General features: G+C 59.2%; 26 protein-coding genes. 21 read left to right on the top strand and 5 right to left on the bottom strand.

Annotation, left to right across the window (positions count from 1 at the left end):
• Window positions 1-99 precede the first annotated feature (99 nt).
• From cobO to VCA57_RS21610, 15 genes are all read left to right on the top strand, one after another.
• A complete protein-coding gene (gene cobO, locus VCA57_RS21680; protein ID WP_411187530.1) occupies window positions 100-711 on the top strand; it encodes a cob(I)yrinic acid a,c-diamide adenosyltransferase in 612 nt (203 codons plus the stop codon).
• Window positions 711-2,024, top strand: coding sequence for a cobyrinate a,c-diamide synthase (locus tag VCA57_RS21675; protein WP_411187528.1), 1,314 nt, complete (start codon window positions 711-713; stop codon window positions 2,022-2,024). The genes cobO and VCA57_RS21675 overlap by 1 nt, the downstream gene beginning before the upstream one ends.
• Window positions 2,021-2,668: a 5,6-dimethylbenzimidazole synthase gene (gene bluB, locus VCA57_RS21670; protein ID WP_411187526.1), complete on the top strand. Its 648-nt coding sequence runs from the start codon at window positions 2,021-2,023 to the stop codon at window positions 2,666-2,668. The genes VCA57_RS21675 and bluB overlap by 4 nt, the downstream gene beginning before the upstream one ends.
• Complete coding sequence (cbiB, locus tag VCA57_RS21665; RefSeq protein WP_411187524.1) at window positions 2,665-3,573, top strand: adenosylcobinamide-phosphate synthase CbiB; 909 nt, start codon at window positions 2,665-2,667, stop codon at window positions 3,571-3,573. The genes bluB and cbiB overlap by 4 nt, the downstream gene beginning before the upstream one ends.
• Window positions 3,566-4,558, top strand: coding sequence for a threonine-phosphate decarboxylase CobD (gene cobD / locus VCA57_RS21660; protein ID WP_411187522.1), 993 nt, complete (start codon window positions 3,566-3,568; stop codon window positions 4,556-4,558). Before cbiB ends, cobD begins: the two co-directional genes overlap by 8 nt.
• Entirely contained in the window at window positions 4,555-6,006 is a 1,452-nt protein-coding gene (locus VCA57_RS21655) for a cobyric acid synthase (protein ID WP_411187520.1), read from the top strand. Before cobD ends, VCA57_RS21655 begins: the two co-directional genes overlap by 4 nt.
• Window positions 6,007-6,035: 29 nt before the next feature.
• A complete protein-coding gene (gene cobU, locus VCA57_RS21650; protein ID WP_411187518.1) occupies window positions 6,036-6,557 on the top strand; it encodes a bifunctional adenosylcobinamide kinase/adenosylcobinamide-phosphate guanylyltransferase in 522 nt (173 codons plus the stop codon).
• The gene (cobT, locus tag VCA57_RS21645) at window positions 6,554-7,609 is read left to right on the top strand and encodes a nicotinate-nucleotide--dimethylbenzimidazole phosphoribosyltransferase (RefSeq protein ID WP_411187516.1); all 1,056 of its coding nucleotides are present in this window, start codon (window positions 6,554-6,556) and stop codon (window positions 7,607-7,609) included. The genes cobU and cobT overlap by 4 nt, the downstream gene beginning before the upstream one ends.
• Window positions 7,606-8,181, top strand: coding sequence for an alpha-ribazole phosphatase family protein (gene cobC / locus VCA57_RS21640; RefSeq protein ID WP_411187514.1), 576 nt, complete (start codon window positions 7,606-7,608; stop codon window positions 8,179-8,181). Before cobT ends, cobC begins: the two co-directional genes overlap by 4 nt.
• Entirely contained in the window at window positions 8,178-8,903 is a 726-nt protein-coding gene (locus VCA57_RS21635) for an adenosylcobinamide-GDP ribazoletransferase (protein WP_411187512.1), read from the top strand. Before cobC ends, VCA57_RS21635 begins: the two co-directional genes overlap by 4 nt.
• 345 nt (window positions 8,904-9,248) lie before the next feature.
• On the top strand, window positions 9,249-11,450 hold the full coding sequence (locus tag VCA57_RS21630) for a TonB-dependent siderophore receptor (protein ID WP_411187510.1): 2,202 nt from the start codon (window positions 9,249-9,251) through the stop codon (window positions 11,448-11,450).
• A gap of 277 nt (window positions 11,451-11,727) precedes the next feature.
• Entirely contained in the window at window positions 11,728-12,615 is an 888-nt protein-coding gene (locus VCA57_RS21625) for a hypothetical protein (protein WP_411187508.1), read from the top strand.
• 68 nt (window positions 12,616-12,683) lie between these two features.
• Window positions 12,684-13,892 carry an MFS transporter gene (locus VCA57_RS21620; protein ID WP_411187506.1) on the top strand — a complete coding sequence of 403 codons (1,209 nt, stop codon included), beginning with the start codon at window positions 12,684-12,686 and terminating at the stop codon, window positions 13,890-13,892.
• Window positions 13,889-14,014, top strand: coding sequence for a hypothetical protein (locus tag VCA57_RS21615; protein WP_274088708.1), 126 nt, complete (start codon window positions 13,889-13,891; stop codon window positions 14,012-14,014). Before VCA57_RS21620 ends, VCA57_RS21615 begins: the two co-directional genes overlap by 4 nt.
• 40 nt (window positions 14,015-14,054) lie before the next feature.
• Window positions 14,055-14,606: a glutathione peroxidase gene (locus VCA57_RS21610; protein ID WP_411187504.1), complete on the top strand. Its 552-nt coding sequence runs from the start codon at window positions 14,055-14,057 to the stop codon at window positions 14,604-14,606.
• Between the two features lie 85 nt (window positions 14,607-14,691).
• Here VCA57_RS21610 and VCA57_RS21605 read toward each other — a convergent pair whose 3' ends face one another.
• The 3 genes from VCA57_RS21605 to VCA57_RS21595 form a co-directional block, all read right to left on the bottom strand.
• The gene (locus VCA57_RS21605) at window positions 14,692-15,942 is read right to left on the bottom strand and encodes an OmpP1/FadL family transporter (protein ID WP_411187502.1); all 1,251 of its coding nucleotides are present in this window, start codon (window positions 15,940-15,942) and stop codon (window positions 14,692-14,694) included.
• Window positions 15,943-16,103: 161 nt separating this feature from the next.
• Complete coding sequence (locus tag VCA57_RS21600; protein WP_411187500.1) at window positions 16,104-16,583, bottom strand: hypothetical protein; 480 nt, start codon at window positions 16,581-16,583, stop codon at window positions 16,104-16,106.
• A gap of 239 nt (window positions 16,584-16,822) precedes the next feature.
• Window positions 16,823-17,677: a sulfurtransferase gene (locus tag VCA57_RS21595; RefSeq protein WP_411187498.1), complete on the bottom strand. Its 855-nt coding sequence runs from the start codon at window positions 17,675-17,677 to the stop codon at window positions 16,823-16,825.
• A 161-nt stretch (window positions 17,678-17,838) separates the two neighbouring features.
• Between VCA57_RS21595 and VCA57_RS21590 the strand changes: the two genes are divergently transcribed.
• On the top strand, window positions 17,839-18,516 hold the full coding sequence (locus tag VCA57_RS21590) for a spermidine synthase (protein WP_411187496.1): 678 nt from the start codon (window positions 17,839-17,841) through the stop codon (window positions 18,514-18,516).
• A gap of 38 nt (window positions 18,517-18,554) precedes the next feature.
• Here the strand turns inward: VCA57_RS21590 and VCA57_RS21585 are convergent, their stop codons facing one another.
• Together VCA57_RS21585 and VCA57_RS21580 are read right to left on the bottom strand one after the other, a co-directional pair.
• Complete coding sequence (locus tag VCA57_RS21585; RefSeq protein ID WP_411187494.1) at window positions 18,555-19,382, bottom strand: HDOD domain-containing protein; 828 nt, start codon at window positions 19,380-19,382, stop codon at window positions 18,555-18,557.
• Window positions 19,383-19,569: 187 nt separating this feature from the next.
• A complete protein-coding gene (locus VCA57_RS21580; protein ID WP_411187492.1) occupies window positions 19,570-20,631 on the bottom strand; it encodes an SMP-30/gluconolactonase/LRE family protein in 1,062 nt (353 codons plus the stop codon).
• A 141-nt stretch (window positions 20,632-20,772) separates the two neighbouring features.
• Between VCA57_RS21580 and rnd the strand changes: the two genes are divergently transcribed.
• The 5 genes from rnd (at window position 20,773) to VCA57_RS21555 (ending at window position 25,097) form a co-directional block, all read left to right on the top strand.
• The gene (rnd, locus tag VCA57_RS21575) at window positions 20,773-21,906 is read left to right on the top strand and encodes a ribonuclease D (RefSeq protein ID WP_411187490.1); all 1,134 of its coding nucleotides are present in this window, start codon (window positions 20,773-20,775) and stop codon (window positions 21,904-21,906) included.
• A complete protein-coding gene (locus tag VCA57_RS21570) occupies window positions 21,903-22,196 on the top strand; it encodes a YcgL domain-containing protein (RefSeq protein WP_411187488.1) in 294 nt (97 codons plus the stop codon). Before rnd ends, VCA57_RS21570 begins: the two co-directional genes overlap by 4 nt.
• Window positions 22,197-22,225: 29 nt before the next feature.
• Window positions 22,226-23,158 (top strand): D-2-hydroxyacid dehydrogenase, encoded by a 933-nt coding sequence (locus VCA57_RS21565; RefSeq protein ID WP_411187802.1) that lies wholly within the window; start codon window positions 22,226-22,228, stop codon window positions 23,156-23,158.
• Between the two features lie 113 nt (window positions 23,159-23,271).
• Window positions 23,272-23,721, top strand: coding sequence for a YcgN family cysteine cluster protein (locus VCA57_RS21560; protein ID WP_411187486.1), 450 nt, complete (start codon window positions 23,272-23,274; stop codon window positions 23,719-23,721).
• A 149-nt stretch (window positions 23,722-23,870) separates the two neighbouring features.
• Window positions 23,871-25,097 carry a hypothetical protein gene (locus VCA57_RS21555; RefSeq protein WP_411187484.1) on the top strand — a complete coding sequence of 409 codons (1,227 nt, stop codon included), beginning with the start codon at window positions 23,871-23,873 and terminating at the stop codon, window positions 25,095-25,097.

Here is a 25,097-nt window from a genome sequence, read left to right as displayed (position 1 = left end):
TGCGGCGGTGGAGCAGCATGTTGACCTATCATCTTGCTTTGCCGACCGTTTACCCGCCTGGCATAGCTGTGGCTGATCAGACCGTAGTGAGCATGAGTGATGACTGAATCGATTGAGCGTGACGCCCGCCACAAGGCGCGCATGGCCCGTAAGAAAGCCCTGATCGATGAAAAGATTGCCCAAGCTCAGGATGAATATGGCCTGCTGCTGGTGCACAGCGGCAATGGCAAGGGCAAAAGCAGCAGCGCTTTCGGCATGGTTGCCCGTGCCTTGGGCCACGGCCTCAAGGTCGGCGTGGTGCAATTTATCAAGGGCGCGGCCAGCACGGGCGAAGAGGCCTTCTTTCGTCGCTTCCCTGATGAGGTCAGCTACCACGTGATGGGCGAGGGCTTTACTTGGGAGACCCAGGATCGCCAACGGGATATCGATAAAGCCCGCGAAGCTTGGGCCGTGGCCGCGCAGTTGCTGAACGATCCGGCTGTCGGCCTGGTGGTGCTGGACGAGCTGAATATCGCCCTGAAATACGGCTACCTGGAACTCGACGCAGTACTCGCCGATATCGAAGCACGGCCGCTACTACAGCATGTGGTAGTGACCGGGCGGGGCGCGTTGCCGGGGATGATCGAAGCGGCGGATACCGTGACCGAGATGAACCTGGTCAAGCACGCCTTCAAGGCTGGGGTTAAGGCGCAGAAGGGAGTGGAGTTCTGATGAGCCACGCTGCCGCCCGCCAATGCCCGGCGCTATTGATCGCGGCGCCAGCCTCAGGCCAGGGCAAAACCACGGTGACTGCCGCCTTGGCGCGTTTGCATGCACGCCAAGGCAAGCGCGTGCGGGTGTTCAAGTGTGGCCCGGACTTTCTCGACCCGATGATTCTCGCCCGCGCCAGCGGTGCGCCGGTGTATCAGCTCGACTTGTGGATGGTCGGTGCCGCCGAGAGTCGTCGCTTGCTCTGGGAGGCGGCTGGCGCAGCCGATCTAATCCTGATTGAAGGGGTGATGGGCCTGTTCGATGGCACGCCGTCGGCGGCTGATCTGGCGCGGCATTTTGGCGTGCCGGTGTTGGCCGTGATTGATGGTTCGGCCATGGCGCAGACTTTCGGTGCGATGGCCCATGGTCTGGCGACCTTTCAGCCGGACCTGCCGTTTTCCGGGGTGCTCGGCAACCGGGTGGGCAGTGCGCGGCATGGCGAGATTTTGCGTGATGCCTTGCCAGCGTCAATTCGCTGGTACGGTGCCTTGCCGCGCAGTGCCGAGGTTGGTTTGCCCAGCCGCCACCTTGGCTTGGTGCAGGCCGCTGAGTTGGCCGATCTGGATGCACGCCTGGATGCCGCCGCCGATGCCTTGTCTGCCAGCGCCGATACCGACTTGCCGCCAGCGGTTAGTTTCGCGCCGCCTGAGTCGATCAAGCCTGCACGCTTGCTGAATGGGGTGCGTATCGGCGTGGCGCGTGACAGCGCCTTTGCTTTTCTCTATCAGGCCAACCTTGACCTGCTGCGCGAACTGGGCGCTGAACTGCACTTCTTTTCACCGCTGACAGACGCGCGCCTGCCTGAGGTCGACAGCCTCTATTTGCCGGGTGGTTACCCGGAGTTGCACCTGGCGCAGCTTGAGGCCAACCAGGCGATGGCCGAGTCGATTCGCGCGCACCATGCGGCCGGTAAGCCGATCCATGCCGAGTGCGGTGGCATGCTGTATCTGCTCGACAAACTGACCGATAAGCAGGGTATCAGCGGCCAGATGCTCGGCCTGTTAACTGGCGAGGCGACCTTGCAACCGCGCATGACCGCCATGGCTTTGCAGCAAGCCGAACTGCCGGAGGGGCTGTTGCGTGGTCACAGCTTCCACTACTCGGCGTTAAGCAGTGAGCTACAACCGCTAACCCGTGGCGAATGCCCGAATTACAAGCGCACATCTGAGGCGGTTTATCGCCAGGGCCGGCTTACGGCGTCGTATATCCACTTCTATTTGCCGTCTGATCCGCTGGCCGCCGCTGCGCTGTTTTGTCCTGGAGCCGGGGTATGAGCGAACACGCGTTCAGTTCTGCAGAGCGTGCAGCGGTTTACCGCGCCATCGCCGAACGCCGTGATATGCGCCACTTCAGCGGCGGCGAGGTGGCACCGGAGCTGCTCGCCCGTTTGCTGGAAGCGGCTCATCAGGCCCCCAGCGTTGGTTTGATGCAGCCGTGGCGGTTTATTCGTATCACTCGCCCGGCCTTGCGTGAGTCGATCCACGGCCTGGTGGAGGAGGAGCGCGTGCGCACCGCCGAGGCGCTGGGTGAGCGCAGCGATGAGTTTATGCGGCTCAAGGTCGAGGGTATTCGCGACTGCGCTGAACTGCTGGTCGTCGCCCTGATGGACGGCCGCGAAGCGCATATATTTGGCCGGCGCACGTTACCGGAAATGGACCAAGCCTCGCTCGCTTGCGCGATCCAGAACCTCTGGCTGGCGGCCCGCGCCGAAGGCTTGGGGCTCGGCTGGGTGTCGTTGTTCGAGCCGCAGGCGCTGGCCGATTTGCTCGGTATGCCCGTGGGTAGCAAACCGCTGGCGGTGCTCTGCCTAGGGCCGGTAGAGGCGTTCTATGATGCTCCGATGCTGGTGCAGGAAGGCTGGGCTAAGCCGCGGCCGCTGGGCGAGTTGTTATTTGAAAACCACTGGGGCATGCCATGAGCCTGGTGCTTAGCACCTGCGCCGGGGTCGCGCTGGATGCGCTGTTTGGCGAATCCCGGGGCTGGCATCCGTTGGTGGCGTTTGGTCGGTTGGCGGGACGCATCGAGCAACGTTTCAATCAGGCAGGCACTGGTTGGCGCAGCCATGGTGTCACGGCCTGGTGTTTGGCGGTTTTACCACTGACCTTGCTCGCCTGGTTGCTGAGCCAGATTAGCGGCCTGGGCTGGTTGGTTGAGATTGTCGCGCTGTACGCCGCGCTGGGCCTGAAAAGCCTGGGCGAACACGCTATGCCGGTGGCTCAGGCGCTGCGGCTGGGCGATCTGGCGCTGGCTCGTCAGCGCGTCGGTTATATGGTCAGCCGCAATACCGCAGCACTGGACAGTACGGGAGTGGCCCGTGCGGGTACTGAGTCCGTATTGGAAAATGGCAGTGATGCGGTCTTTGCGGCGCTGTTCTGGTTTCTTCTGGCCGGTGCACCGGGCGTGGTGCTGTATCGCCTGAGCAATACCCTGGATGCCATGTGGGGCTATCGCAATGAGCGCTTTGAGCGTTTCGGTTGGGCGGCGGCGAAGATCGATGATCTGCTCAATTACATCCCCGCGCGGCTGGTTGCTGTGACTTACGCGCTGCTGGGGCAGACCAAGCTGGCGCTGCGCTGCTGGCGGCAGCAAGCGCCACTATGGGACAGCCCGAATGCCGGCCCGGTGATGGCGGCCGGGGCTGGTGCACTTGGCGTCAGCCTGGGTGGTGCGGCGGAGTATCACGGCGAGTTGCATGTGCGCCCTGAGTTGGGCGCTGGTCCGCAGCCCAAAGCACAGGATATCGAGCGCGCAGTCAATCTGGTTAACGGCGGCGTGCTGCTATGGTTGGCGCTGCTGCTGCTCTGGGGGCTTTTCTATGCTTGAACATGGCGGTCGCCTGCGGGCGGCGTCTTTGCGTTATGGCATCGCGCTGGCCGATTGGCTGGACCTGTCCACCGGTATTGCCCCCTACAGTTGGCCGCTGCCAGCGATTCCCGCTACTGCCTGGGCGCGCTTGCCCGAGCAGCAGGATGGCCTAGAAATCGCCGCGCGAGATTATTACGGGGTGGCCAACCTGTTGCCGGTTGCCGGTTCGCAGGCCGCGATCCAGGCGTTGCCGCGTTTGGTGAGCAATGTCACGGTGGGCATCGTTTCGCCGGCCTACGCCGAGCATGCTGCCGCCTGGCAGCGTGAGGGGCATCGACTGCTAGAAATCAGCGAGGGCGCCATTGAGCGCGCGCTGGAGCGCCTCGATGTGCTGTTGCTGGTTAATCCGAATAATCCGACTGGTCGGCGCATCGAACCTCAGCGTTTGTTGGAGTGGCACCGCCGCTTGGCCGAGCGTGGCGGCTGGCTGGTGGTGGATGAGGCGTTTATCGACTGCACACCTGATTGCAGCTTGGCGGCGTTCACTGAGTTGCCGGGGCTGATTGTGCTGCGCTCGTTTGGCAAGTTCTTCGGGTTGGCCGGGCTGCGCCTGGGCTTTGTTTTCGCTCAGGCGCAACTGTTGGCGCAGTTGGCCGAGTTGCTTGGGCCTTGGGCGATCAGTGGGCCGAGTCGGGTGGTGGCTACTGCGTTGCTGCAGGATCATGCCAGTCAACAGGTGCAGCGTGAACGCCTGCTGGCCGATGCTCAGCGTTTGGCCGCGCTGCTGAGTGCTAACGGCTTCAGCCCGACAGGTGGCTGCGCGCTGTTTCAGTTTTGCTGCATCCCGCAGGCGGCCTTGCTGCATGAGTATTTGGCGCTACAGGGGATTTTCACGCGGCTGTTCGAGGCTCCGCTGAGCCTGCGCTTTGGCCTGCCGCCAGATGAGCAAGGCTGGCAGCGCTTGCAGCAGGCGCTTGCAGCCTTTGCCGGAGAGTTGGCATGAGTACGCTGATGGTGCAGGGCACCACGTCCGATGCCGGCAAAAGCACCTTGGTCACCGCGCTATGCCGTTGGCTCAAACGCCAGGGCGTTGCGGTGGTGCCGTTCAAACCACAGAACATGGCGCTTAATAGTGCGGTAACTGCCGAGGGTGGCGAGATCGGTCGCGCCCAGGCCGTGCAAGCGCAAGCCGCCGGCCTTGCAGCGCATACCGATATGAACCCTGTGCTGCTCAAACCCAACAGCGACACTGGTGCGCAGGTGATCATCCATGGCCGCGCCCTGAGCAGCATGGATGCCGTGGCGTACCACGATTACAAAGCCGTGGCGATGCAAGCCGTGTTGCAGTCGCACCAGCGTCTGAGTGCTGCTTACCCGGTGGTGATGGTGGAGGGCGCGGGCTCGCCTGCCGAGATCAACCTGCGTGCCGGAGATATCGCCAATATGGGCTTTGCCGAGGCCGTGGATTGCCCGGTAATCCTGATTGCTGATATCGACAAGGGCGGGGTGTTTGCGCACTTGGTCGGTACGCTGGCGCTGCTCTCCGAGAGCGAGCAAGCGCGGGTTAAAGGTTTTGTGATCAACCGTTTTCGCGGTGATATTGCCTTGTTGCAGCCGGGTTTGGATTGGTTGCAGCAGTACACCGGCAAGCCGGTGCTTGGCGTGCTGCCGTACCTGATGGATTTTCACCTGGAAGCAGAAGATGCCATCGACCGCCGCCAGAGCGTCAAGGCGGCCGAGGTGCTCAAGGTTGTGGTGCCAGTGTTGCCACGGATCAGCAATCACACCGATTTTGATCCGCTGCGTTTGCATCCCCAGGTCGAGCTGACGTTTGTTGGCCCCGGCCAGCCGATCCCCGCTGCGGACCTGATTATCTTGCCCGGCTCGAAAAGTGTCCGCGCGGACCTGGCGTTTCTCCGTCAGCAGGGTTGGCCAGCGGCTATCGACAAGCACCTGCGCTACGGCGGCAAGCTGCTTGGTATCTGCGGTGGCTTGCAGATGCTTGGTATGCAGATCGATGACCCGCAGGGGTTGGAAGGGGCGGCCGGTTCAAGCCCAGGTTTGAGCTTGTTGAATTTCACCACTGTGTTGGCAGCGGAAAAGCAGCTGCGCAATGTGCGCGGCCAACTGTGTCTGGAAAATGCCCCGGTCAGTGGGTACGAAATCCATGCCGGGGTCAGCAGTGGCGCGGCCCTGGATGCGCCAGCGGTGCAGTTGGACGATGGCCGGGGCGACGGCGCAGTGAGCGCCGACGGCCAGGTGCTTGGCACTTATCTGCATGGCCTGTTTGAACGCAGTGAAGCGTGCAACGCCTTGCTGCGTTGGGCCGGGCTGCGTGAGGTGCAGGCGGTGGATTATCACGCCCTTCGCGAGCGTGATATTGAGCGCCTGGCCGATTTGGTCGAGCAGCATCTGGATAACAACAAGCTGCGCGAACTTTGCGGCCTATAGCCCGGAAACAGTCTCAAGAAAGGTGAGTTATGCATGAACTGATTCTCGGCGGTGCCCGTTCCGGTAAGAGTCGGCTGGCCGAGCGACTGGCGAGCGAGTCGGCTCTGGCAGTCACCTATATCGCCACCAGCCAGGCATGGGATGCCGAGATGTGTGCACGGATTGGCCAGCACCGTAAGCGGCGTCCGGCGCACTGGCAACTGGTTGAGGAACCGCTGGCATTGGCTCAGGTGCTGCGTGAGCATGCCGCCACCGACCGCTGCCTGCTGGTGGATTGCCTGACGCTGTGGTTGACCAATCTATTGATGCTGGAAGATCAGGCGCGCCTAGAAACTGAACGTACTGCGCTGCTGGAGAGCCTGGCGGATCTGCCGGGGCGGATTATTTTCGTCAGTAATGAAACGGGGCTGGGCGTGGTGCCGTTGGGTGAATTGACTCGGCGTTATGTCGATGAAGCCGGTTGGTTGCATCAGGCGTTGGCCGAGCGTTGTCAGCGGGTGGTGTTCTGCGTGGCTGGCTTACCGATGGTACTCAAGGGGGACGCATTATGATGTTGCAGTGGTGGCAAGGCCCGGGTCAGCCGTTGGATCACGTTGCCCGCAATAAAGCGCAAGCGCGTCAGCTGCAATTGACCAAACCGGCCGGTTCCCTCGGTCAGCTAGAAAGCTTGGTGATTCAGCTGGCTGCTTTGCAAGGCCGCGAGCGGCCCCGTATTGAGCATGTGGCCATCAGCATTTTTGCGGGCGACCACGGTATTGTCGCCGAAGGCGTTTCTGCCTTCCCACAGGCTGTGACTGGGCAGATGTTGCGTAACTTTGTTGCTGGAGGTGCCGCCATCAGTGTGTTGGCCAAGCAGCTAGGCGCGGCGCTGGAGGTCACCGACCTGGGCACAGCGCTGCCGCTGGAGTTGCTACCTGGGGTGCGTCATTTACATATCGGTGCCGGCACGCAGAATTTTCTGCAAGGCCCGGCCATGACCTCTGCGCAGATGATTGCCTCACTCGAGGCGGGACGCGACAGCGTGCTGCGGGCGCAGTCGAAGGACTGTGAGCTGTTTATTGGCGGAGAGATGGGCATTGGTAACACCACTGCCGCTACTGCTCTGGCTTGTTGGCTGCTGGACTGCCCAGCAGCCGAGTTGGTAGGGCCCGGCACGGGCTTAAATGCCGCCGGGGTCGCGCACAAAGCCAGGGTTATAGATGCTGGGCTGACCTTACATTGCGCGTTAATCAATGGCCCGATGGACGCGTTGCGTGCCTTTGGCGGGTTTGAGATTGTCGGGTTGGTAGGGGCTTATCTCGCCTGTGCGCAGCACGGTATTACGGTGTTGGTTGATGGGTTTATCTGCAGCGTTGCGGCGCTGTTGGCCGTGCGGGTTAATCCGAGTTGCCGCGAGTGGCTGCTGTTTGCCCATTGCGGGGCAGAGCCTGGTCATCAGCGTGTGCTGCTGGCCTTGCAGGCCGAGCCGCTGTTGGATCTGGGCTTGCGCTTAGGTGAGGGCAGCGGTGCGGCTTTGGCCGTACCGTTGTTAAAGCTGGCTTGCAGCCTGCACAACGATATGGCCACTTTTGCCGAGGCGGCTGTGGCTGATCGCCCGGCATGACGGTTTATCTAGAGTTGCTACGGCACGGCGAAACAGAGTTGGGCGGCGGCTTGCGCGGCAGCCTGGACGACGCCTTGACCGCTACTGGTTGGGCGCAATTGCGCGCGGCGGTGGCCGATGGCAGTCGCTGGGACCGCCTGGTGAGCTCACCGTTGCAGCGTTGTGCGCGTTTTGCCGAGGAACTGGCCGCGCAACAAAAGCTGCCTCTGAGTTTTGAAGCTGATCTGCAGGAACTGCACTTTGGCGCGTGGGAAGGCTGCAATACGGCTGACTTGATGAAGACCAGTGCCGACGCGCTGGGGCATTTTTGGCGTAATCCTTATGGCTTCACCCCGCCAGAGGGTGAACCGCTGCTGGCCTTTGAGGCGCGGGTGTTGAGGGCGTTGCAGCGCTTGCAAGCGGACTATGCCGGCCAGCGGTTGCTGCTGGTTACCCATGGCGGGGTGATCCGTCTACTGCTGGCGCGGGCGCGTGGTTTGCCGCGCAATGATCTGTTGCAGGTAACGGTTGCTCATGCCCAGCGCTTTCAACTGAGCCTGGATAGCCAGGGCGAACTCCGGGAGTTGGCATGACGCCCTGGTGGATTGCCCTGCAGTTTCTTACTCGTCTGCCGGTGACACTGGCTGGTATGCCGACACCTGAGCAGATCGGGCGGTCGCTGTTGTTCTACCCGCTGGTGGGGTTGTTTATCGGCCTGCTGCTGCTCGCCGCGCAGCACCTGCTGGGTGATACCGCAGTACTGTTGCAGGCGGCGCTGCTTCTGACGCTGTGGGTAGCTATCAGCGGGGGGTTGCACCTGGATGGCCTGGCGGATAGCGCCGATGCCTGGGTGGGTGGCTTTGGCGACCGGCAACGTACCCTGGACATCATGAAGGACCCGCGTAGCGGACCTATCGCCGTGGTTGTGCTGGTGCTGGTGCTGTTGCTGAAATTCGCCGCGTTGGTGGCGTTGCTGCAAAACGGCTCCGGGTGGCTGCTGGTTTTGGTGCCTTGGCTGGCGCGCAGCCTGTTGCCGCTGCTGTTTCTCACCACGCCGTATGTGCGCGCGGGTGGCTTGGGTCAGGCTCTGGCTGAGCACTTGCCACGTCGTCCGCTTATCTGGGTGCTGGTTGTACATGGCCTTGTAATGATGCTGTTCGGCGGTTCTGCTGTATTGGCTTTGGGCGCGGCGGCGTTGGTGTTTATCTGCTTGCGCCAGGAGTTGATTAGGCGGCTAGGCGGCACCACCGGTGACACAGCGGGAGCAATGCTTGAACTGGTTGAGTGCGCCGTTCTGATAACCCTGGCTCTGTAATTGTGGCCTTGCGCCAAAGCTGTGAGGCGAATGCTTAATTACGGTTGTACAACCAGTGATGTGATGAGACGTCTTTGCCGCTGCAGTTTCATGTTTTATTCAGGGTGCAATCGAGCCATGGCAGGCTCTCTCGACTCTCACAGGCGTTGGGGTAGAAAGTCATTCGGTAACTGTTGAATCCTTTTCCGCATATCCGCAGTGAATAGCGCAGTGCCTTGTTGCGTGCTTGCATGTAAAATAAATGATAATCATTATTGTTTAAATTCTCGTCAATGTTCTTTACCCTAGCGAACGTTTTTGTTGGCCAGCTGTATTGGTTGGCCCTTGGGCTAAGGGGAGAAAACAATGTCGAAGGAAGTGCTAGGCGAGGGACGGTTTCAACTGAAATGCTTGGCCGTGGTGATTGCTGCTACGTGCCACGGTGCTGTATTTGCGGCGCAAGCTGAGGATGTAGATGCCCTTACACTGCCTGAACAGACAGTCACCGGGGTGCAGGACCAGCCGCAAGGCCCTGACTTTGGTTATAAGGCAGCCAAAAGCCTGACCGCCAGCAAGACCAGTACGCCGCTGTCCGAGACGCCGCGTTCGGTCTCCGTGGTCACCCGCAAACGTATCGAAGACCAGAAGTCACAATCCTTGACCGACGTGCTCGGCTACGTGCCAGGCATCTTCGCGCCACCTTTCGCCGCTGGTGACGGCCTGGCCGGTGACCTGTTCTATATCCGTGGCTTCAACGCCACCGACTACGGTTACGGCCTGCTGCGCGACGGCCTGCGCGTGCAGGGCAACCGCTACGACACCACCAGCGAGCCCTATGGCCTGGAGCGCGTCGAAGTGTTCCGTGGCCCGACCTCGATTCTCTATGGCGAGAACGCGCCGGGTGGTCTGGTTAACCTAGTCAGCAAGCGTCCGCCTGCGGCGTCCCAGGGCGAAGTACAACTGAGCTACGGCTCCAACAATCGTCGCCAGCTCAATGTGGACGTTGGTGGCCCGCTCGATGAAAGCGGCAATATTCTCGGCCGCGTGGTGATGGTCGGCCGTGTCGCCGACACCCAGGTCGACCATGTGCAGGACGACCGCCTGCATATCGCACCGTCGCTGACCTTCAATTTCGACGAGTTCAACACCCTGACCCTGCTGTCCACCTACCAGAAGGACCGCACCAAACTCGAACTGGGTCTGCCGGCGTCGGGTACGCTGCTGAGCAACCCCAACGGCAAGATCGACAAGGACACTTTTCTCGGCAACGAGGACTGGAACACCTTCGAACGTGAGGTCTGGACCGCCGGCTACGAGTTCACCCACCGCTTCAATGACGACTGGCAGTTCCGCCAGAACTCGCGCTATATGCAGTCGCGTATCCAGCGTAATGAAACCTGGCCAGGGGATCTGAGTAACGCCGGGTTTGGTAAGACAGTGGGCATGACGGTTTACGATCGCTACAACAAGTCCATCACCTACTCACTGGATAACCAGTTGGAAGGCAAGTTTGACACCGGGGCGTTGCAGCACACCTGGCTGCTGGGCGCGAGCTTTGACCGCACCTCGTTCAATCAGGACTGGAGCGCTGGCCCTGGAGAATCAATTGATGTGTTTGACCCAAACTGGGAGAGCGAACCGAACGCGTCGCTCACCGTGCAAAATGCACAGCTTGATCAGCAGATGACTGGCATCTACAGCCAGATACAGAGTAAGTACGAAAACTGGATTTTTCTGCTCGGTGGGCGCTTCGACACGGTCGACAATCAGTATCGCAACAAGCGTGATCCCAGTAGCCTGTACAGTAACGCCGATTCCGAGCTGGACTACACCGACCGCGACTTCACCTGGCAGACCGGTGTGATGTACGAGTTCGACAATGGCCTGTCGCCCTATGTCAGCTACTCCACCTCCTTTGTTCCGGTGCAGCAGATTAGCAGCGCTAGTGGCGCGCTAGATCCGATCACGGCCGAGCAATACGAAGTGGGCCTGAAGTATGAGCCCAAGGGCTGGAACACTATGTTCACCGCTGCGGTGTTCGACCTGCGTAAAGAAGATGACACTTACTTTGATTCGGCAATTAATGATTACCGTCAGGTCGGCGAAAGCCGTTCAAAGGGTGTTGAGTTGGAGGTTAACAGCGATATCAATGCCAGCCTGAATATCACCGCAGCCTACACCTACACCGATGCACGCATCACCAAGGATAAGCCGGATTCGCGGGTTGAAGATCACCAAATGACTGGTGTGCCGCGCAATCAGGGATCGGTCTGGGCTAACTACCGCTTCCTCGATGGTGGCTTGCGCGGCCTGCGTCTGGGTGGTGGTGTGCGTCACTTCGATAGCACCTTCGCTTATACCCCTGCGAGCCTTTACGGTCGCCTCGATACTGGCGACGTAACCCTGGTCGATGCGGCCATTGGTTATGACATCGACAAAAACTGGTCGGTGGACCTGAACGCCAAAAACGTCTTCGATAAGGAGTACGTGGCTGGTTGCAACAACGCCGGTCGTTGCTACTGGGGTGACGAGCGCACCCTGCTGGGGACGGTATCGCTGCGCTGGTAATGCCTGATCTGGGCTGAGTAAACCAAGGCGAGGGGGCAGCCCTTCGCCTTTTTGTATGTGTAGGGGAATGTAATGACAAGCTTAAGCGGCACTGCGCAACTAGTGGGCGTGTGGTGATAGCGCATTTTTGTTCGTAAAAATTATTGGAGTTGTGCGGGTTGCTCTTGCTTTTTAAACGCTGCTTTATCAAGGTGTCGGCGATGCACAGTCGGCTGTAGACACGCTCTTAACCGCCACTTGCTTACTATTACCGCGGTTTTATCAGGGATGTCTTATCGTGTTTAGCCTGTGCTGTGCAGTGGCATTCTCGGTATTGCTTTGGCTAATACCTAACACCGCCACACTGCATGCCGAAGAGTTGCGTTGGGGCGCTGTACCGATTCCTGGCATGTTCAATCTGCGCGACGGCGAAGTGACCGGTGGCATGCTGGTTGAAGCGTTGCAATTGCTGGCGGCGCGTTTGCCGAGTTTGCAGATGCGTTATGTCGTGCTGCCCATGAGTCGTGTTGATCAACGTATTAGCCGTAAGGGCAAAATCTGCAGTATTGGCCAACTGCAAACCCCTGAGCGGGACAGTGCTGGTTATTTCATACCCTACGTCGGGGGCATGCCCATTCAGGTGTTGGTGCGCCGTCAGAGCCTAGATCAGCTATTGATTGAGGGCGGTCAGGTTAGCCTTGACTGGTTATTTGCTAATCCGTATTTGCGTGGTGCTCTGTCTAAGGGGCGGGTTTATCCGCAGCCGATTCGGCAGCGTTTGGCGCAGGCGCTGGCTGAGGGAAGCATTGCTGAGTTGGGTGGGAGTTTAGGCGGGGAGAACCTCGTACGGATGGTCAGCAACCATCGCCTGGACTATGTATTTGATTACCCACTGATCCATAGCGAGATGATGCGCGACGCTAATTTGAGTGATGCATTGGTGAGTGTTCCGCTGCGTGAGCATTCGCAGTTGGAAGCGTTGGGGATTTATTGCCCGCGAACGCCTTGGGGTCAGCGCATGACGGGTCTGCTTGATCAAGCCATTCGCGGTGAGTCGGCTAACCCGGAACGCACTCTGGATATCTACCGGCGTTGGTTGCCGCCGCAAGTGTTTGCCGATTACCGCGAGCAGTTGCTGCAGTTCTTCCGTCAGCGTGCTAATGCCGCTCCTTTGGCCTTTGATTAGCCCTTGGTCGACTTGTCTGGCTGGCTCCGGCCGGCCAATCTACCCGGCTCTACAGTTAAGGACTTTTTATGAAAAGCATCGGGCGTGGCAGTCTGTGGATTCTGCTCGGCGCATCGTTGATTCTGGCTCTGTCGCTGGGTATTCGGCATGGCTTTGGTCTGTTCTTGCCGCCGATGAGTGCCGAGTTTGGTTGGGGGCGAGAGGTCTTTGCCTTTGCCATTGCTTTGCAGAACCTTATCTGGGGGCTTACGCAGCCGTTTACCGGGGCGCTGGCGGATCGTTTCGGCGCTAAACCTACGGTGATTGTTGGCGGCATTCTCTATGCCATCGGTTTGGGGTGTATGGGGTTGGCCGACTCGCCCTTGAGCTTGTCGCTGAGCGCCGGTGTGTTGATTGGTATTGGTTTGTCCGGCACCTCGTTCTCGGTGATTCTCGGCGTAGTGGGGCGTTCTGTGCCGATGGAAAAACGTAGCGTGGCGATGGGCATGGCAGCGGCGGCCGGATCGTTCGGCCAGTTCGCTATGTTGCCTGGCACCCTGGGTTTGCTTAGTTGGCAGGGCTGGTCGGTGGCGCTGATGGCTTTGGGGTTGCTGGTTGCGTTGATTATTCCGTTGGCCGCGATGCTCAAAGACGCCCCGTTAGCACACGTAGGTCCGCAGCAGACGTTGGCTGAGGCGCTGCGTGAGGCATGCACTCACTCGGGTTTTTGGTTGTTGGCATTAGGTTTTTTTGTCTGTGGTTTTCAGGTGGTGTTTATCGGTGTGCACTTGCCGGCCTATCTGGTCGATCAGCACCTGCCGGCAATGGTTGGCACCACGGTGTTGGCCCTGGTGGGCTTGTTCAATATCTTTGGTACCTATATTGCGGGCCTGCTGGGTGGGCGGATGTCCAAACCGCGCTTGCTCAGTGCTCTGTACCTGGCTCGTGCGGTGGTTATCTTGGCATTTATTCTGGCCCCGCTAACAATATGGAGCGCCTATGCCTTTGGTGTGGCTATGGGGCTGCTGTGGCTTTCAACGGTGCCGTTAACTAATGGCACGGTGGCGACGCTGTTTGGGGTGCGTAACCTGTCGATGCTCGGCGGTATTGTGTTTCTGTTCCACCAGCTTGGGGCTTTTCTCGGTGGCTGGATGGGTGGTTACCTGTATGACCGGACGGGCAGTTATGATCTGGTCTGGCAGATTGCTGTACTGCTTAGCTTGCTGGCCGCAGCTCTGAACTGGCCGGTACGCGAGCAGCCAGTGGCACGCTTGCAACAACAAGAGGCGATGGTATGAATACTGACTATGGTTTGAATACCGCTCTGGTCATGGGCGGCATGTTGCTTCTGGGTTTGGCTTGGTGGGGCTGGTTGCAAAGCGGTTTGGCATTTTTGCAACTGGGCCTGGGTGTTTGCTGAGGTAATCCCTGGCTCTGCCTATTCCATCAAGGTGATCCCTATGTGGCGTTTATCCCTGTTTATCCTTGTCATGCTAAGCGCCTGGGTGAGTGCTGCGCAGGCCTCTGAATGCCCGGCGTTGTTGCAGGGTGACTTGCAGAAGTTGCGTAGCCAGGAACGTATCGACTTATGCGCAGCGTTCGCCGGCAAACCCTTGCTGGTGGTTAATACCGCCAGTTTTTGTGGCTTTACCCCGCAGTTCAAAGGCCTTGAAGCGCTCTACCAGCGTTATAAGGGGCAGGGGCTAGAGATGCTAGGCGTGCCCTCCGATGACTTTCGTCAGGAGGCTGATAGCAGCGAAGAAACGGCCAAGGTCTGTTACGTCAACTACGGCGTGACCTTTGCCATGACTGAAACTCAGCCAGTCACCGGCCCAGCAGCAATCCCACTGTTCAAGGCGCTTACTGCACAGAGCAAGGCACCCAGCTGGAACTTTTCCAAGTATGTGGTCGACCGGCAGGGCAAGGTAATTGCGAGTTTTTCCAGCCGCACCAAGCCGGATGATCCGGCACTGATTGCCGCTGTGGAAAAGGCCATTGCTTCTGCGCCCTAGGGGCGTGTGTTGCGCACTGTTGTTGGTGTGCTCACGCGGCTCAGTTTTCCGCGCCGCGTGCGTGCTGCGTTATGCGATCAGTAAACTAAAAGCGGTAGGTCACTTGTGCGCCCAGGCCATGAGCGGTGTTCTTGTAGGTAGCGCTGTAGTCGTCCCGGGTGATCTGTGTGTCGTCTTCCTTGAGATAGGAATAGGCCAGGTCGATAGTGACATCATCATTTGGGCTCCAGGCTGTGCCCAGGCTGAAGATGGTGCGGTCACCGGTTGGGATGCGTGGTGAACGGTCAGTGTTGTTGGTCGGTGACTGATCTACGGCAAAACCAGCGCGCAGGGTCCACTGGCGATTCAGCTTGTAGGCCGCGCCCACGGCGTGCGCCCAGGTGTCGTGCCAGTTCTGTGGTTCGTTAATACTGGTCAGGGCACCTGCCAGGGCACCGCCTACACCTTTGTTATCGACGCGGATTTCTTCCAATCGGCTCCAGCGCGTCCAGGTGCTGCCGGCATAGAGGGTCCAGTCGGCATTCAAATCGTGGGTTACCGAGAAATCCACCGATTCTGGGGTGGTCAGCTCAAGCGATGCATCGTAGGTACCGGCCGACGAACCAATCACGACGCCTGGGCCGGAAACCTTAGTTTCACCTTTCAGGCGGTAATCCACCTTGGAGTGGTAGGTCAGGCCGAAACGAGTCTGTGGGGTGATTTCAAACAACACGCCAACGTTGTAGCCCAGCGCGGTGTCATCGCCTTTGATCTTGACCTTGCCGTCACCCGCGCCGGGAATTGGGTTGTTAATAGCAGAAGTCAGCTCGCCGTCGATGCGGTTTATGGTGGGGCCTAAACCGATCGATAGGTGCTCGGTGAAGCGATAGCTCAGGGTCGGTTGCAGGGTAATCACCCGCACTTCGCTGCGGTCGCCGTGGTAGCGGCCCTGAAAGTTGCGCTCGTAATCGGTAACCAAGCCGAACGGTACATACAGGCCCAGACCGAAGCTCCAGTTATCGTCCAGCGGTTTGACGTAATAAGCCATGGGTGCGCCGATAAACGGCACCATATCGCCGTCATTGCTACCACTGGCAGAGCCGCTGGCGTTGTCGATATCGGTCTTTGCCTGGAGCAGCGCAATACCACCACTGACTTGCTCGCGCTTAATGCGCGCCATGCCGGCTGGGTTGCCGAATACAGTGCTGGCGTCATCGGCAGATGAGGAGCGGCCGGCGTAGGCGGTGCCCATGCTGCTGATGCTCTGTTCGTTAATTGCAAAGCCACCGGCAAAGCCAGGGGTTGCGGCAGAAACAAGGACAAGGGACAGGCAGGTTTTGACGGCTCTTCTCGTCACGGAGAACTCCTAGCGTTTAGCGGGGGCGAAAACTAGCAACTTTTCATGACCCATGCCAGTCTTTGAAGTTCCAAATATTGAGCGCTTTATGGGTTTAAATGCTGCTATTTTCTGCTAACTACGAAAATATTGTCGGACAATGCCTCGCGCTAGTTACCGGCTCAGGCGACCTGGCTTAGGTTGCCGATGCAGCGTTGCCAGGCCGCGATAAAGTCTTTGCTGCGGCCGTGGGGTTTGAATACCCTGCGCCAAACGTGCGCCATGCCGAGCAGGTCATCGGCGGCTGGTAGTTCGCGGTGCTCGGCGTTGATCAGCATCCAGGCAATGGCCGTGGCGTAACGCAGGTTGACGGTCAGTTCCAGATGCGGTGCGGCAAGAAAGGCATGCTGGCTGGCGAGCCCACGTACTTGGCTGGCGAGGTCAGGGTCCAGCGCCAGATGCTTATCCCAGAGCTGCTGGTGACGCTCTGCGGCGATGCGGTAAAGGCCATGGCCGTGTTTGTCGTCTAGGGCTGAGCCAAGCCCGGATTGGCTGGCGGCGGTTCCGGGCAACAACGCTTCGGCAGCGATTGAGTAACTGCCCAAGTAAAGCAGGGTAGGGCGGATGACGTACTGGCTTAACTCGCAGGCGGCAATTCCCATATAGCCCTCGGCGTAAGGTGACCGATGTAGCTGGGGCGCTGGCTGCTTCGAGTTATTTTGAAAAGGCCCCACCGGGAGCGGGTTTAGCCGCTCATGTTGAAGTGTAGTGCGACCTTTTCACTGTAAAGGGCTGTTTTTAAATTGTTTTCGGCTTTCGGTTATTGCCTATATTCCAACCGGTGCTTAACCGCAGCCGCTGACGTAGCACTGCCTGCACACGCCAACCAGCAAAGCGACCATCAGTCACCAGTGGCCACTGGCCGAGCGTCATCGGTGATCCATTCGCTCCAGGAACCGGCATATAGCGGCGCTAGCGGGTAGCCAGCCAAGCACAGGGCGAACAGGTTGTGGCAGGCGGTTACGCCGGAGCCGCAGTAGGCGACTAGCTCGCTGACAGGGCGTTCAGCGAGATAAGTAGCAAAGCGTTTGTGCAGTTGGCTGGCACTGAGGAAGTGGCCGTCGCTGTCGAGGTTGTCAGTGAACACGGCACATTGCGCGCCAGGGATGTGTCCGGCTACTGGGTCGATGGGTTCTACTTCGCCTTTGAAGCGAGGCAGGCCGCGCGCATCCAATAGGGTCATTTGGCTGTTGCCGAGACGCTGTTGTAGCTGTACGGCGTTGATCAGCAGGCTGGCATCGGGCTTACCGCTGAATGTGCCTAGCGCTGGCGTGGGTAACTCAGTAGTCAGAGCACCACTCGCTTCACGCCAGGCTTTTAGCCCGCCATCGAGCAAGTACACGCCTTCGCGCTTGCCCAGCCAGGCCAGTAGCCACCAAGCGCGGGCTGCGAAGGCACCGGGATTGTCGTCGTATAGCACCACTTCGCTGTGCGTATGCATGCCCCATTCGCGTAGGCGTTGCAGCAGTTGCGCGGGCTCTGGCAGCGGGTGGCGGCCGGTAATGCCCTTATGAATCGGCCCCGACAAATCACGCTCCAGATCAGCAAATTGCGCTCCTGGGATATGCCCTTCGACATAGCTACGCTGGCCGTAGCTCAGGTCATCCAGGGCGGCGCGGCAATCGAGAATCAGCAGGTTGGGTTGACCAAGGCGCTGCTGCAGTTGGGCGGCGCTGATCAGTTGTGCGAGGGGCATACCAGTCATCCTGTAGATAAAGGGGCAGTGCGCATCATAGCCTTGGGTTTCGCGGCCCAGAGGCGTGATGCAGAAGAAATTCTGTTAACAGGCGCTGCATCTTGGCCCTTTTATGTGCATGCTGCGCGCCTGTTTTGTACTCAGCTAGGTTGCCTCTGCCCATGAAGCGTTTTGTATTGCTCGACACCGCCCCGATTCCTGATGGTTCTGGCGCGTTGTGCCTGTTCGAGTATGGTGAGGATTTTGTCATCAAGATTGCCGGTGGCGATGGTGGTCAATTGATGAACACCCGCATGCATGGCTCTGAAGATGCGTTGGCGGCGATTCCCTGCAAGAAGGTCGCTGGTCGACCGGACTCACGGGTGCTGATCGGCGGTCTGGGTATGGGCTTTACCCTGGCCGCCGCCTTACAGAACCTTGGTAAGACGGCCGAGGTCGAGGTGGCCGAGTTGGTGCCGGGTGTGGTGGAGTGGAATCGCGGCCCGTTGGGAGCCAAGGCCGGTTACCCGATCCTTGATCCGCGTACCCGCGTGATTCAGGACGACGTGGCCAATTGCCTGAAGAGCGCCGATCAGCGTTATGACGCGATCATGCTGGATGTCGATAACGGTCCCGAAGGCCTGACCCAGAAACGCAACGGTTGGCTGTATTCGGCTCAGGGACTGCAACGCTGCTATCAGGCGCTACGGCCCAAAGGCGTGCTGGCGGTGTGGTCGGCGAGTGCCGATCAGCAGTTCAGCGATAAGGTGCGTAAGGCGGGCTTTAAAGTAGAAGAAGTGCAGGTCTATGCCCATGGCAACAAGGGTACGCGGCACACGATCTGGATTGCTAGCAAGTAGCTGCACTGAGCGTCGGTTGGTGCTCAGTGCAGCTGGGCTTAGCCGAGTAGCTCAGCAAAGCCTTTGTCGGCTTCCAGAATCACCGGCAGCTCTTCTAGCAAGCTGACGACGTCCAGCCCTTCAAATAGCGGGCCTTGCAGGGTTTCTACCGCCTTAGTCATTTCACCGGGGTGTTGACGCAGGGCCTCGGCAATCGATACCGATTGTGCCAGCACCCGAGGCAATGGCATGTCGGCTGGTGCTTGGAGCGGCCGGCTTTGGTAGGCGATAGCCTGCTGGATCAGGTCTGGCAGTTGCCAGCGTCGCGCCAATTCAGCCCCCACCTCAGGGAAGCCAAAGCCCAATTGCAGGGTCTCTAGCGCCACCCGTTGGGCTGCATCGACATCCTTACCGTTCTGATTGAGGCGCTCGGCCAGCTCCGGCACCCCGGTCTGGATCAGTAGCTCGCCGATGTTGTGCATCATGCCGCAGGTGAAGGCGGTTTCTACAGCGACACCGCGATTCTTCGCCAGCAATCGGCTGATGCTGGCGACCTGAAAACTGTGTGTCCAGAACCCTTTGATATCAAAACCCGGTGGTGCCTGGAACGCGCCAGTCACCGCCGATGCCAGTACCAGGGTGCGCAGGGTGTTGAAGCCCAAGCGCATAGCCGCATCTTCAACGCTGCTGGATTCCCGGGAGCCACGGAAGCGGGCGGAGTTGGCCAGGCGTAGTACCTTGGCGGCGATCACTGGGTCTAAGGCAATATTGCTCGCGACACTGTCCAGGCTGGTGTGGGGGTTATCGAACTGCTGAATCAGTTCCTGAGCGACGCGGGGGATGGAGGGCAAGCTGTTAACTTGAGAGAACAGGGCGTTTATATCCATGACAAAAGCCTGCAAAAAAGGTGGGAATTATCAAGATAGCAGTGATTTCCCCGTGCAAACGTCCGGTTTAAGGCTTGTGCTGATTTGAATCAGGAAAACCGGTCGAAAGTATCGAAGCGCGGCTTGATGAGGCGTTGTGTGCATCGCAGGCCACTGTCACGTGTTGTCAGGGCCTGCGGTAGAAAGGTCAGCGGATTTTCAGCTTACCAATGCGGTCGTTGTCCAGGCTGCCGAAGTACAGGTAGTCGCCCACGGGTTTGACCGAGGTGATCAGGCGTAGGTGGCTACCGCTGGTGTCGTGCAGGCTTTGGATGATTTGCCCTTGCTCATTGATAGCGATAGCAAATCCGTAGGGCACGGCCTTGGGCCACAAGGAGCGCGGTAGTTTGGCTATTTGTGCTTTCAGCCAGGGGTGGCGGTGAAGGAAGTCGGCATCGGCTTTACGCGGGCTGGGTAGGGCCACCCAGAAAGTGCCCTTGCGGTCGCCCTGCAGGTTGTCCGGCAGGCCGGGCAGGTTGTCGATAAAAATATCGTGAGTGCCGGCTTTAGCGCCGCTCAGCCAGTAGCGAGTGATGCGATAGCGGTAGGTTTCGTTGACCAGAACGAAGTCTTCATTGGCCGATAACGCCACACCATTGGCGAAGTACAAGTCCTTGAGCAGCACCTTGGTTTCGCCGGTGGCCGGGTTGTAGCTGAGCAGGCGGCCGTGGGGGCGGGCTTCGAGCAGGTCGAGCAGGTAGTCCGGTTGTTCGAAACGGGCAGAGGCGTCGCTGAAATAGATGGTGCCGTCGCGGGCGATATCGAGGTCATCGGTGAACTTGAAGGGCACACCTTGCGCCTCGGTGGTCAATACCTTGATCTGTCCTTGGCTATTGATGCTAAGCAAGCCTTTGTAAGCATCGGCGACGATCAGGTTGCCATTTGCGTCAAAATCCATGCCCAGTGGTCGGCCTTGGGTGTCGGCGAAGGTTTCTACGCTGCCATCAGCCTTGATCCTCACGACTCTGCCGTCATGCAGGCCGCTGTAGACCTGGCCCTGTGCGTCGACGGCCGTGTCTTCCGGGCCGTGCACTTGGCCTCGGCCGAGCAGTTCGGTTTTCATCAGCGTGTCGTTGGGTTCCAGTACGCCGGTTAGCGTTGGGGGGCTCGGGGCATCCCAGGCCAGCGGGTCAATCGGGCTGGGCGTGGCAATAAGATAGATCGCCGCAGCGGCAATCAGGGCCACAAGCAGGCCAAGCAGTTTCTTCATTCTCGTTATCCCTATTGTGAAAGTGTCGCCTGTAAACGCAGTGCAGAAGAATAGCGCTTCTCTGTCGCGCCGCGCATTGTGAATGTCCGTCTATGCGGCATAGCGATATATACTGCGCGGCATTCTTGAGGGGAGAGCCGCGTGGCGATTGATATTCAGTGGATCGGCGATAACGCCAGCCTGGCGCAGCATTGTGCAACTTGGCGGAGCCTGCCGTTTGTGGCAGTCGATACCGAATTTATGCGGGTGGATACCTTCTACCCGATTGCCGGCCTGTTACAGGTCAGTGAAGGCGAGCGGGCGTACTTGATTGATCCGCTGTTGATTAGCCACTGGGCTCCTTTTACCGAGCTGCTGCAAGACCCCACCGTGGTCAAGGTGCTGCATGCCTGCAGCGAAGACCTGGAGGTGTTTCTGCGCCTGACCGGCAGCCTGCCAGCGCCGCTGTTCGACACCCAGTTAGCCGCCGGTTACCTCAATCTCGGTTTCTCCATGGGTTATTCGCGCCTGGTGCAAGCGGTGCTGGATATTGAATTGCCCAAGGGCGAGACCCGCTCCGACTGGCTACAACGGCCGTTGTCGGCCACTCAAGTCAGTTATGCCGCCGAGGATGTGCTGCACCTGGCTGACGTGTATGGCCGTCTCAAGGAGCAACTGTCTGCCGAGAAATATGCCTGGGTGTTGGAAGACGGTGCCGAGTTGGTCAACAACCTTAACCGGGAAGTCGACTCTGAATTGGCTTATCGCGAAGCCAAGCTGGCATGGAAACTTACCCGTCAACAGTTGGCGGTCTTAAAGGCACTGTGCACCTGGCGTGAAGAGCAGGCGCGTAAGCGCAACCAGCCGCGTAATCGGATTATTCGCGAGCATTCGCTATGGCCCCTGGCGCGCACTCAGCCGGACAATTTAGTGGCTTTGGCGCGCATCGAGGACATGCACCCGAAAACCGTGCGTCAAGACGGCGAATTTATTCTGCGCTTGATTAAGCAGGCCGCTGACACCCCGCAAACCGAGTGGCCCGAGGCATTGCCCGAGCCGTTGCCGCTGGACGCCACAACATTGTTGAAGAAGCTGCGGGCTATTGGCCAGCGTGAAGGGGAGCGCTTGAACATCGCCCCTGAGCTGATGTTGCGCAAGAAAACCCTCGAAGCCCTGCTGAAAACGGGCTATCCCCACGGGCCATACCAACTGCCAGATTCGCTGCGCGGCTGGCGGCGTGAATTGATGGGCCAGGCGCTGCTTGATTGCCTGGCTGCAACCGGAGAGTCCGCGTGAAACGTATTTGCTCGATTTACAAAAGCCCGCGCAAAAATGAGATGTACCTCTACGTGCTGCGCAGCGATGGTCTCAAACGTGTGCCGGAAAACCTCCTGCTGGCGTTTGGTCCACCGGCCTTGGCTTTCGAACTGGTCTTGACCCCCGAACGCGAACTGGCCCGTGAAGACATACACAAGGTGCTGGGCAATCTTGACGAGCAGGGCTACCACTTGCAGATGCCGCCACCGGAAGATGAATACATCGAGCACCTGCCGGATGAGTTGCTACGCCGTAACGACCCGATGTAATGACTATGTCCGCCACTGTGAGTGCGCCTATGCGCTTGTTGATTGCTGAAGCTGATCAGGCACTGTATTCCGAGTTACTGGGCGAATTGGCGCCTGAGCTGGAGCTGATTTGTAGCGATCGCGCCGACGAACTCGCTGAGCATGCTGCCAGGTGCCCCGTCTGGCTAGGTCAGCCGGATTTGCTCGCGCCGTTGCTACGCCAGGGCGTGCAACCGCAGTGGCTGCAGTCGACCTGGGCGGGCATCACGCCATTGCTGGCCGCAGACTTACCGAGCAATTACCGCCTGACCCGTGCGGTCGGCATTTTCGGTCAGGTCATGGCGGAGTATGTGCTGTGTCATCTGCTGGCTCATGAACGGCAGCTGTTTAGCCGCTTGGCCGCGCAGCATGAGCAACGCTGGGACAACCGTTTGCCGCATAGCCTGGCCGGGCGTAAGGCGCTGATCGTCGGTTGCGGTGATATCGGCTTGAGCGTGGCGCAGTTTCTCGCGCCGTTCGGCATTCAGCTGTATGGCATTGCCAGTAGCGCACGGCAGTTGCCGCCCTTTGCTGAGGTGGCAGGGCTTGATGATTTGCCGCGCTTGGTTGGCGAGGCTGATTACCTGATCAACCTGCTGCCGAACACCCCAGCAACTCAGGATGTTTACGACGCTGCCTTGTTCGCCTGCTGCAAATCCAACGCGCTGTTTATCAATGCTGGGCGCGGTGTTGCGGTGGTCGATCAGGCGTTGGTGAGCGCGCTGCAACAAGGGCAACTGGCGGGCGCGGTGATTGATGTGTGCCGTGAAGAACCATTGCCTGCGGGGCATCCGTTCTGGGCTGCACCGCACTTGCTGCTGACGGGTCACAGCTCGGCCCCGACTGATCCGCGTCTGCTGGCGCAGCTGTTTGTCGATAACCTGACGCGCTGGCGCACGGGTGTTGAATTACGCGGCTTGGTGGACTTCGCTCGCGGTTACTGACGCTCCCATCTCTGTTTGCAGGAACAGCTTGCACCATTCGGCTCGCCGCCCTTGGCCGTTGTGGGCCTAGCCGCTAGACTGCCGGCCTTTTCACAGCTCACCGTACCCTTGCCATGGCCGCCAAAGTCGAACCCTTCTGGAAACGCAAAACCCTCGAACAGCTGGATCAGGACGAGTGGGAATCGCTGTGCGACGGCTGCGGCTTGTGCTGCCTGCAAAAGCTTGAGGATGAGGACGATGGCAGCGTTTATTACACGCGCATCGCCTGCAAACTCCTTGATCTGAATACCTGCCGTTGCACCGACTACAGCAACCGGCGCAAATTCGTCGCGGACTGCATCCAACTCACCCCGGCGCAAGCGGATCAATTCCAGTGGTTGCCGCCTACCTGTGCCTATCGTCTAGTCAGTGAGGGCAAGGATTTGCTGCTCTGGCATCACCTGGTCTGTGGTGACCCTGAGCAGGTGCACAAACAACGTATTTCCCAGGCGGGGCGTATGCTCAGCGAAAACAGCGTGGCCGAGGACGATTGGGAGGATCATATGATCTTCCGCGCTGGCTGATAGGTTGTTAACCGGTGACTGTGTTTGGCCATTACGCGATGCAACCAGCCTGACCTTCGCACATTATTTTCTCTGCGGCCTCTGAACCTGTTCGATCAATGCCAGCCTAAACTCGTCTGAGCCAATCTTTTGCACTGTGGAGCTTTGCCATGCTGATGCGCCGTTTGCTGCTGTCTGCTGTTCTGCTAAGCCTGAGCACGCCGCTGTGGGCGAAGAAGGTCGATTTGGATTACCGCGTGCGCTTTCTGCCAGATACCGAGCAGGCGGAGGTCAGCCTGACCCTGGCCGATGGCGCGCCGGTGCATAGCCTGGCGTTCAATCTGGGTGAGCAGGGTGCTTACAGTGATTTCAAGGCTGACGGCCAATGGACCCAAGACAGCCCCGCGCAGGGCACCTGGCAGCCGGCCAAGGGCAAAGCGAGCCTGACCTACCGCGTACGTATCAATCACGAGCGCAGCCCTGGCCGCTTCGATGCGCGGATTACCAAAGACTGGGCCTTGCTGCGTGGCGATGACCTGGTGCCGGCAGTAAAACTGCGCCAGGCTGACAAAACCGAGCTGGTTTCGCGCCTGCAGTTCGATCTGCCTGATGGTTGGAAAAGTGTCGAAACTGGCTGGCCAAGGGTGGGTAAGAACAAGTTCCGCATCGATAACGCGCAGCGCAAATTCGACCGCCCGACTGGCTGGATTGTCGCAGGCAAGATCGGCACTCGCCGTGCTCAGCTCGGGCAAACCGACATAGCGATTGCCGCGCCAGTAGGTGAGGGCATGCGGCGCATGGACATCATGACCTTGCTGACCTTTGTTTGGCCGTATGCGCAGGAAGTGTTTCCCCGCGACCCGGCCAAGTTGCTGATTGTTGGCGCGGGTGACCCGATGTGGCGCGGCGGCCTGTCAGCGACCAACTCCTACTACATGCAAAGTGATCGGCCACTGGTCAGTGAGAATGGCACCAGCTCCCTAGTGCACGAACTGGTGCATGTGTTCAGCCGTATTCGCGCCCATGATCGCAGTGACTGGATCACCGAAGGCATTGCTGAGTATTACGCCATCGAGTTGATGCGTCGGGCTGGCGGCATTAGTAAGGACCGCTATCAGAAAATCCGTGCACAGCTGATTAGCTGGAGCAAACCGGTAAAAAGCCTGCGTACCGACAACTCCAATGGTCCAGTGACAGCTCGCGCCGTATTGCTACTGCAGGAGCTTGACCGGGAAATCCGTCAGGCCACCAAGGGCAGCACCCAACCCCGCTCGCTGGATGACGTCGCCCGTGGCCTGATGCGACTGGATAAAGCCAGCACCAAAGACTTTATCGAAATCAGCGAAAACGTTATGGGCACAGCTTCCAAGGTGTTGGACAGCAAGTTGTTGCGCTAG

It is taken from the genome of Pseudomonas sp., assembly GCF_046581935.1.
Taxonomy (GTDB): Bacteria; Pseudomonadota; Gammaproteobacteria; order Pseudomonadales; family Pseudomonadaceae; genus Aquipseudomonas.
Note: the sequence above shows the minus strand (reverse complement) of the source record. Positions and strands in the feature narration are given on the sequence as shown.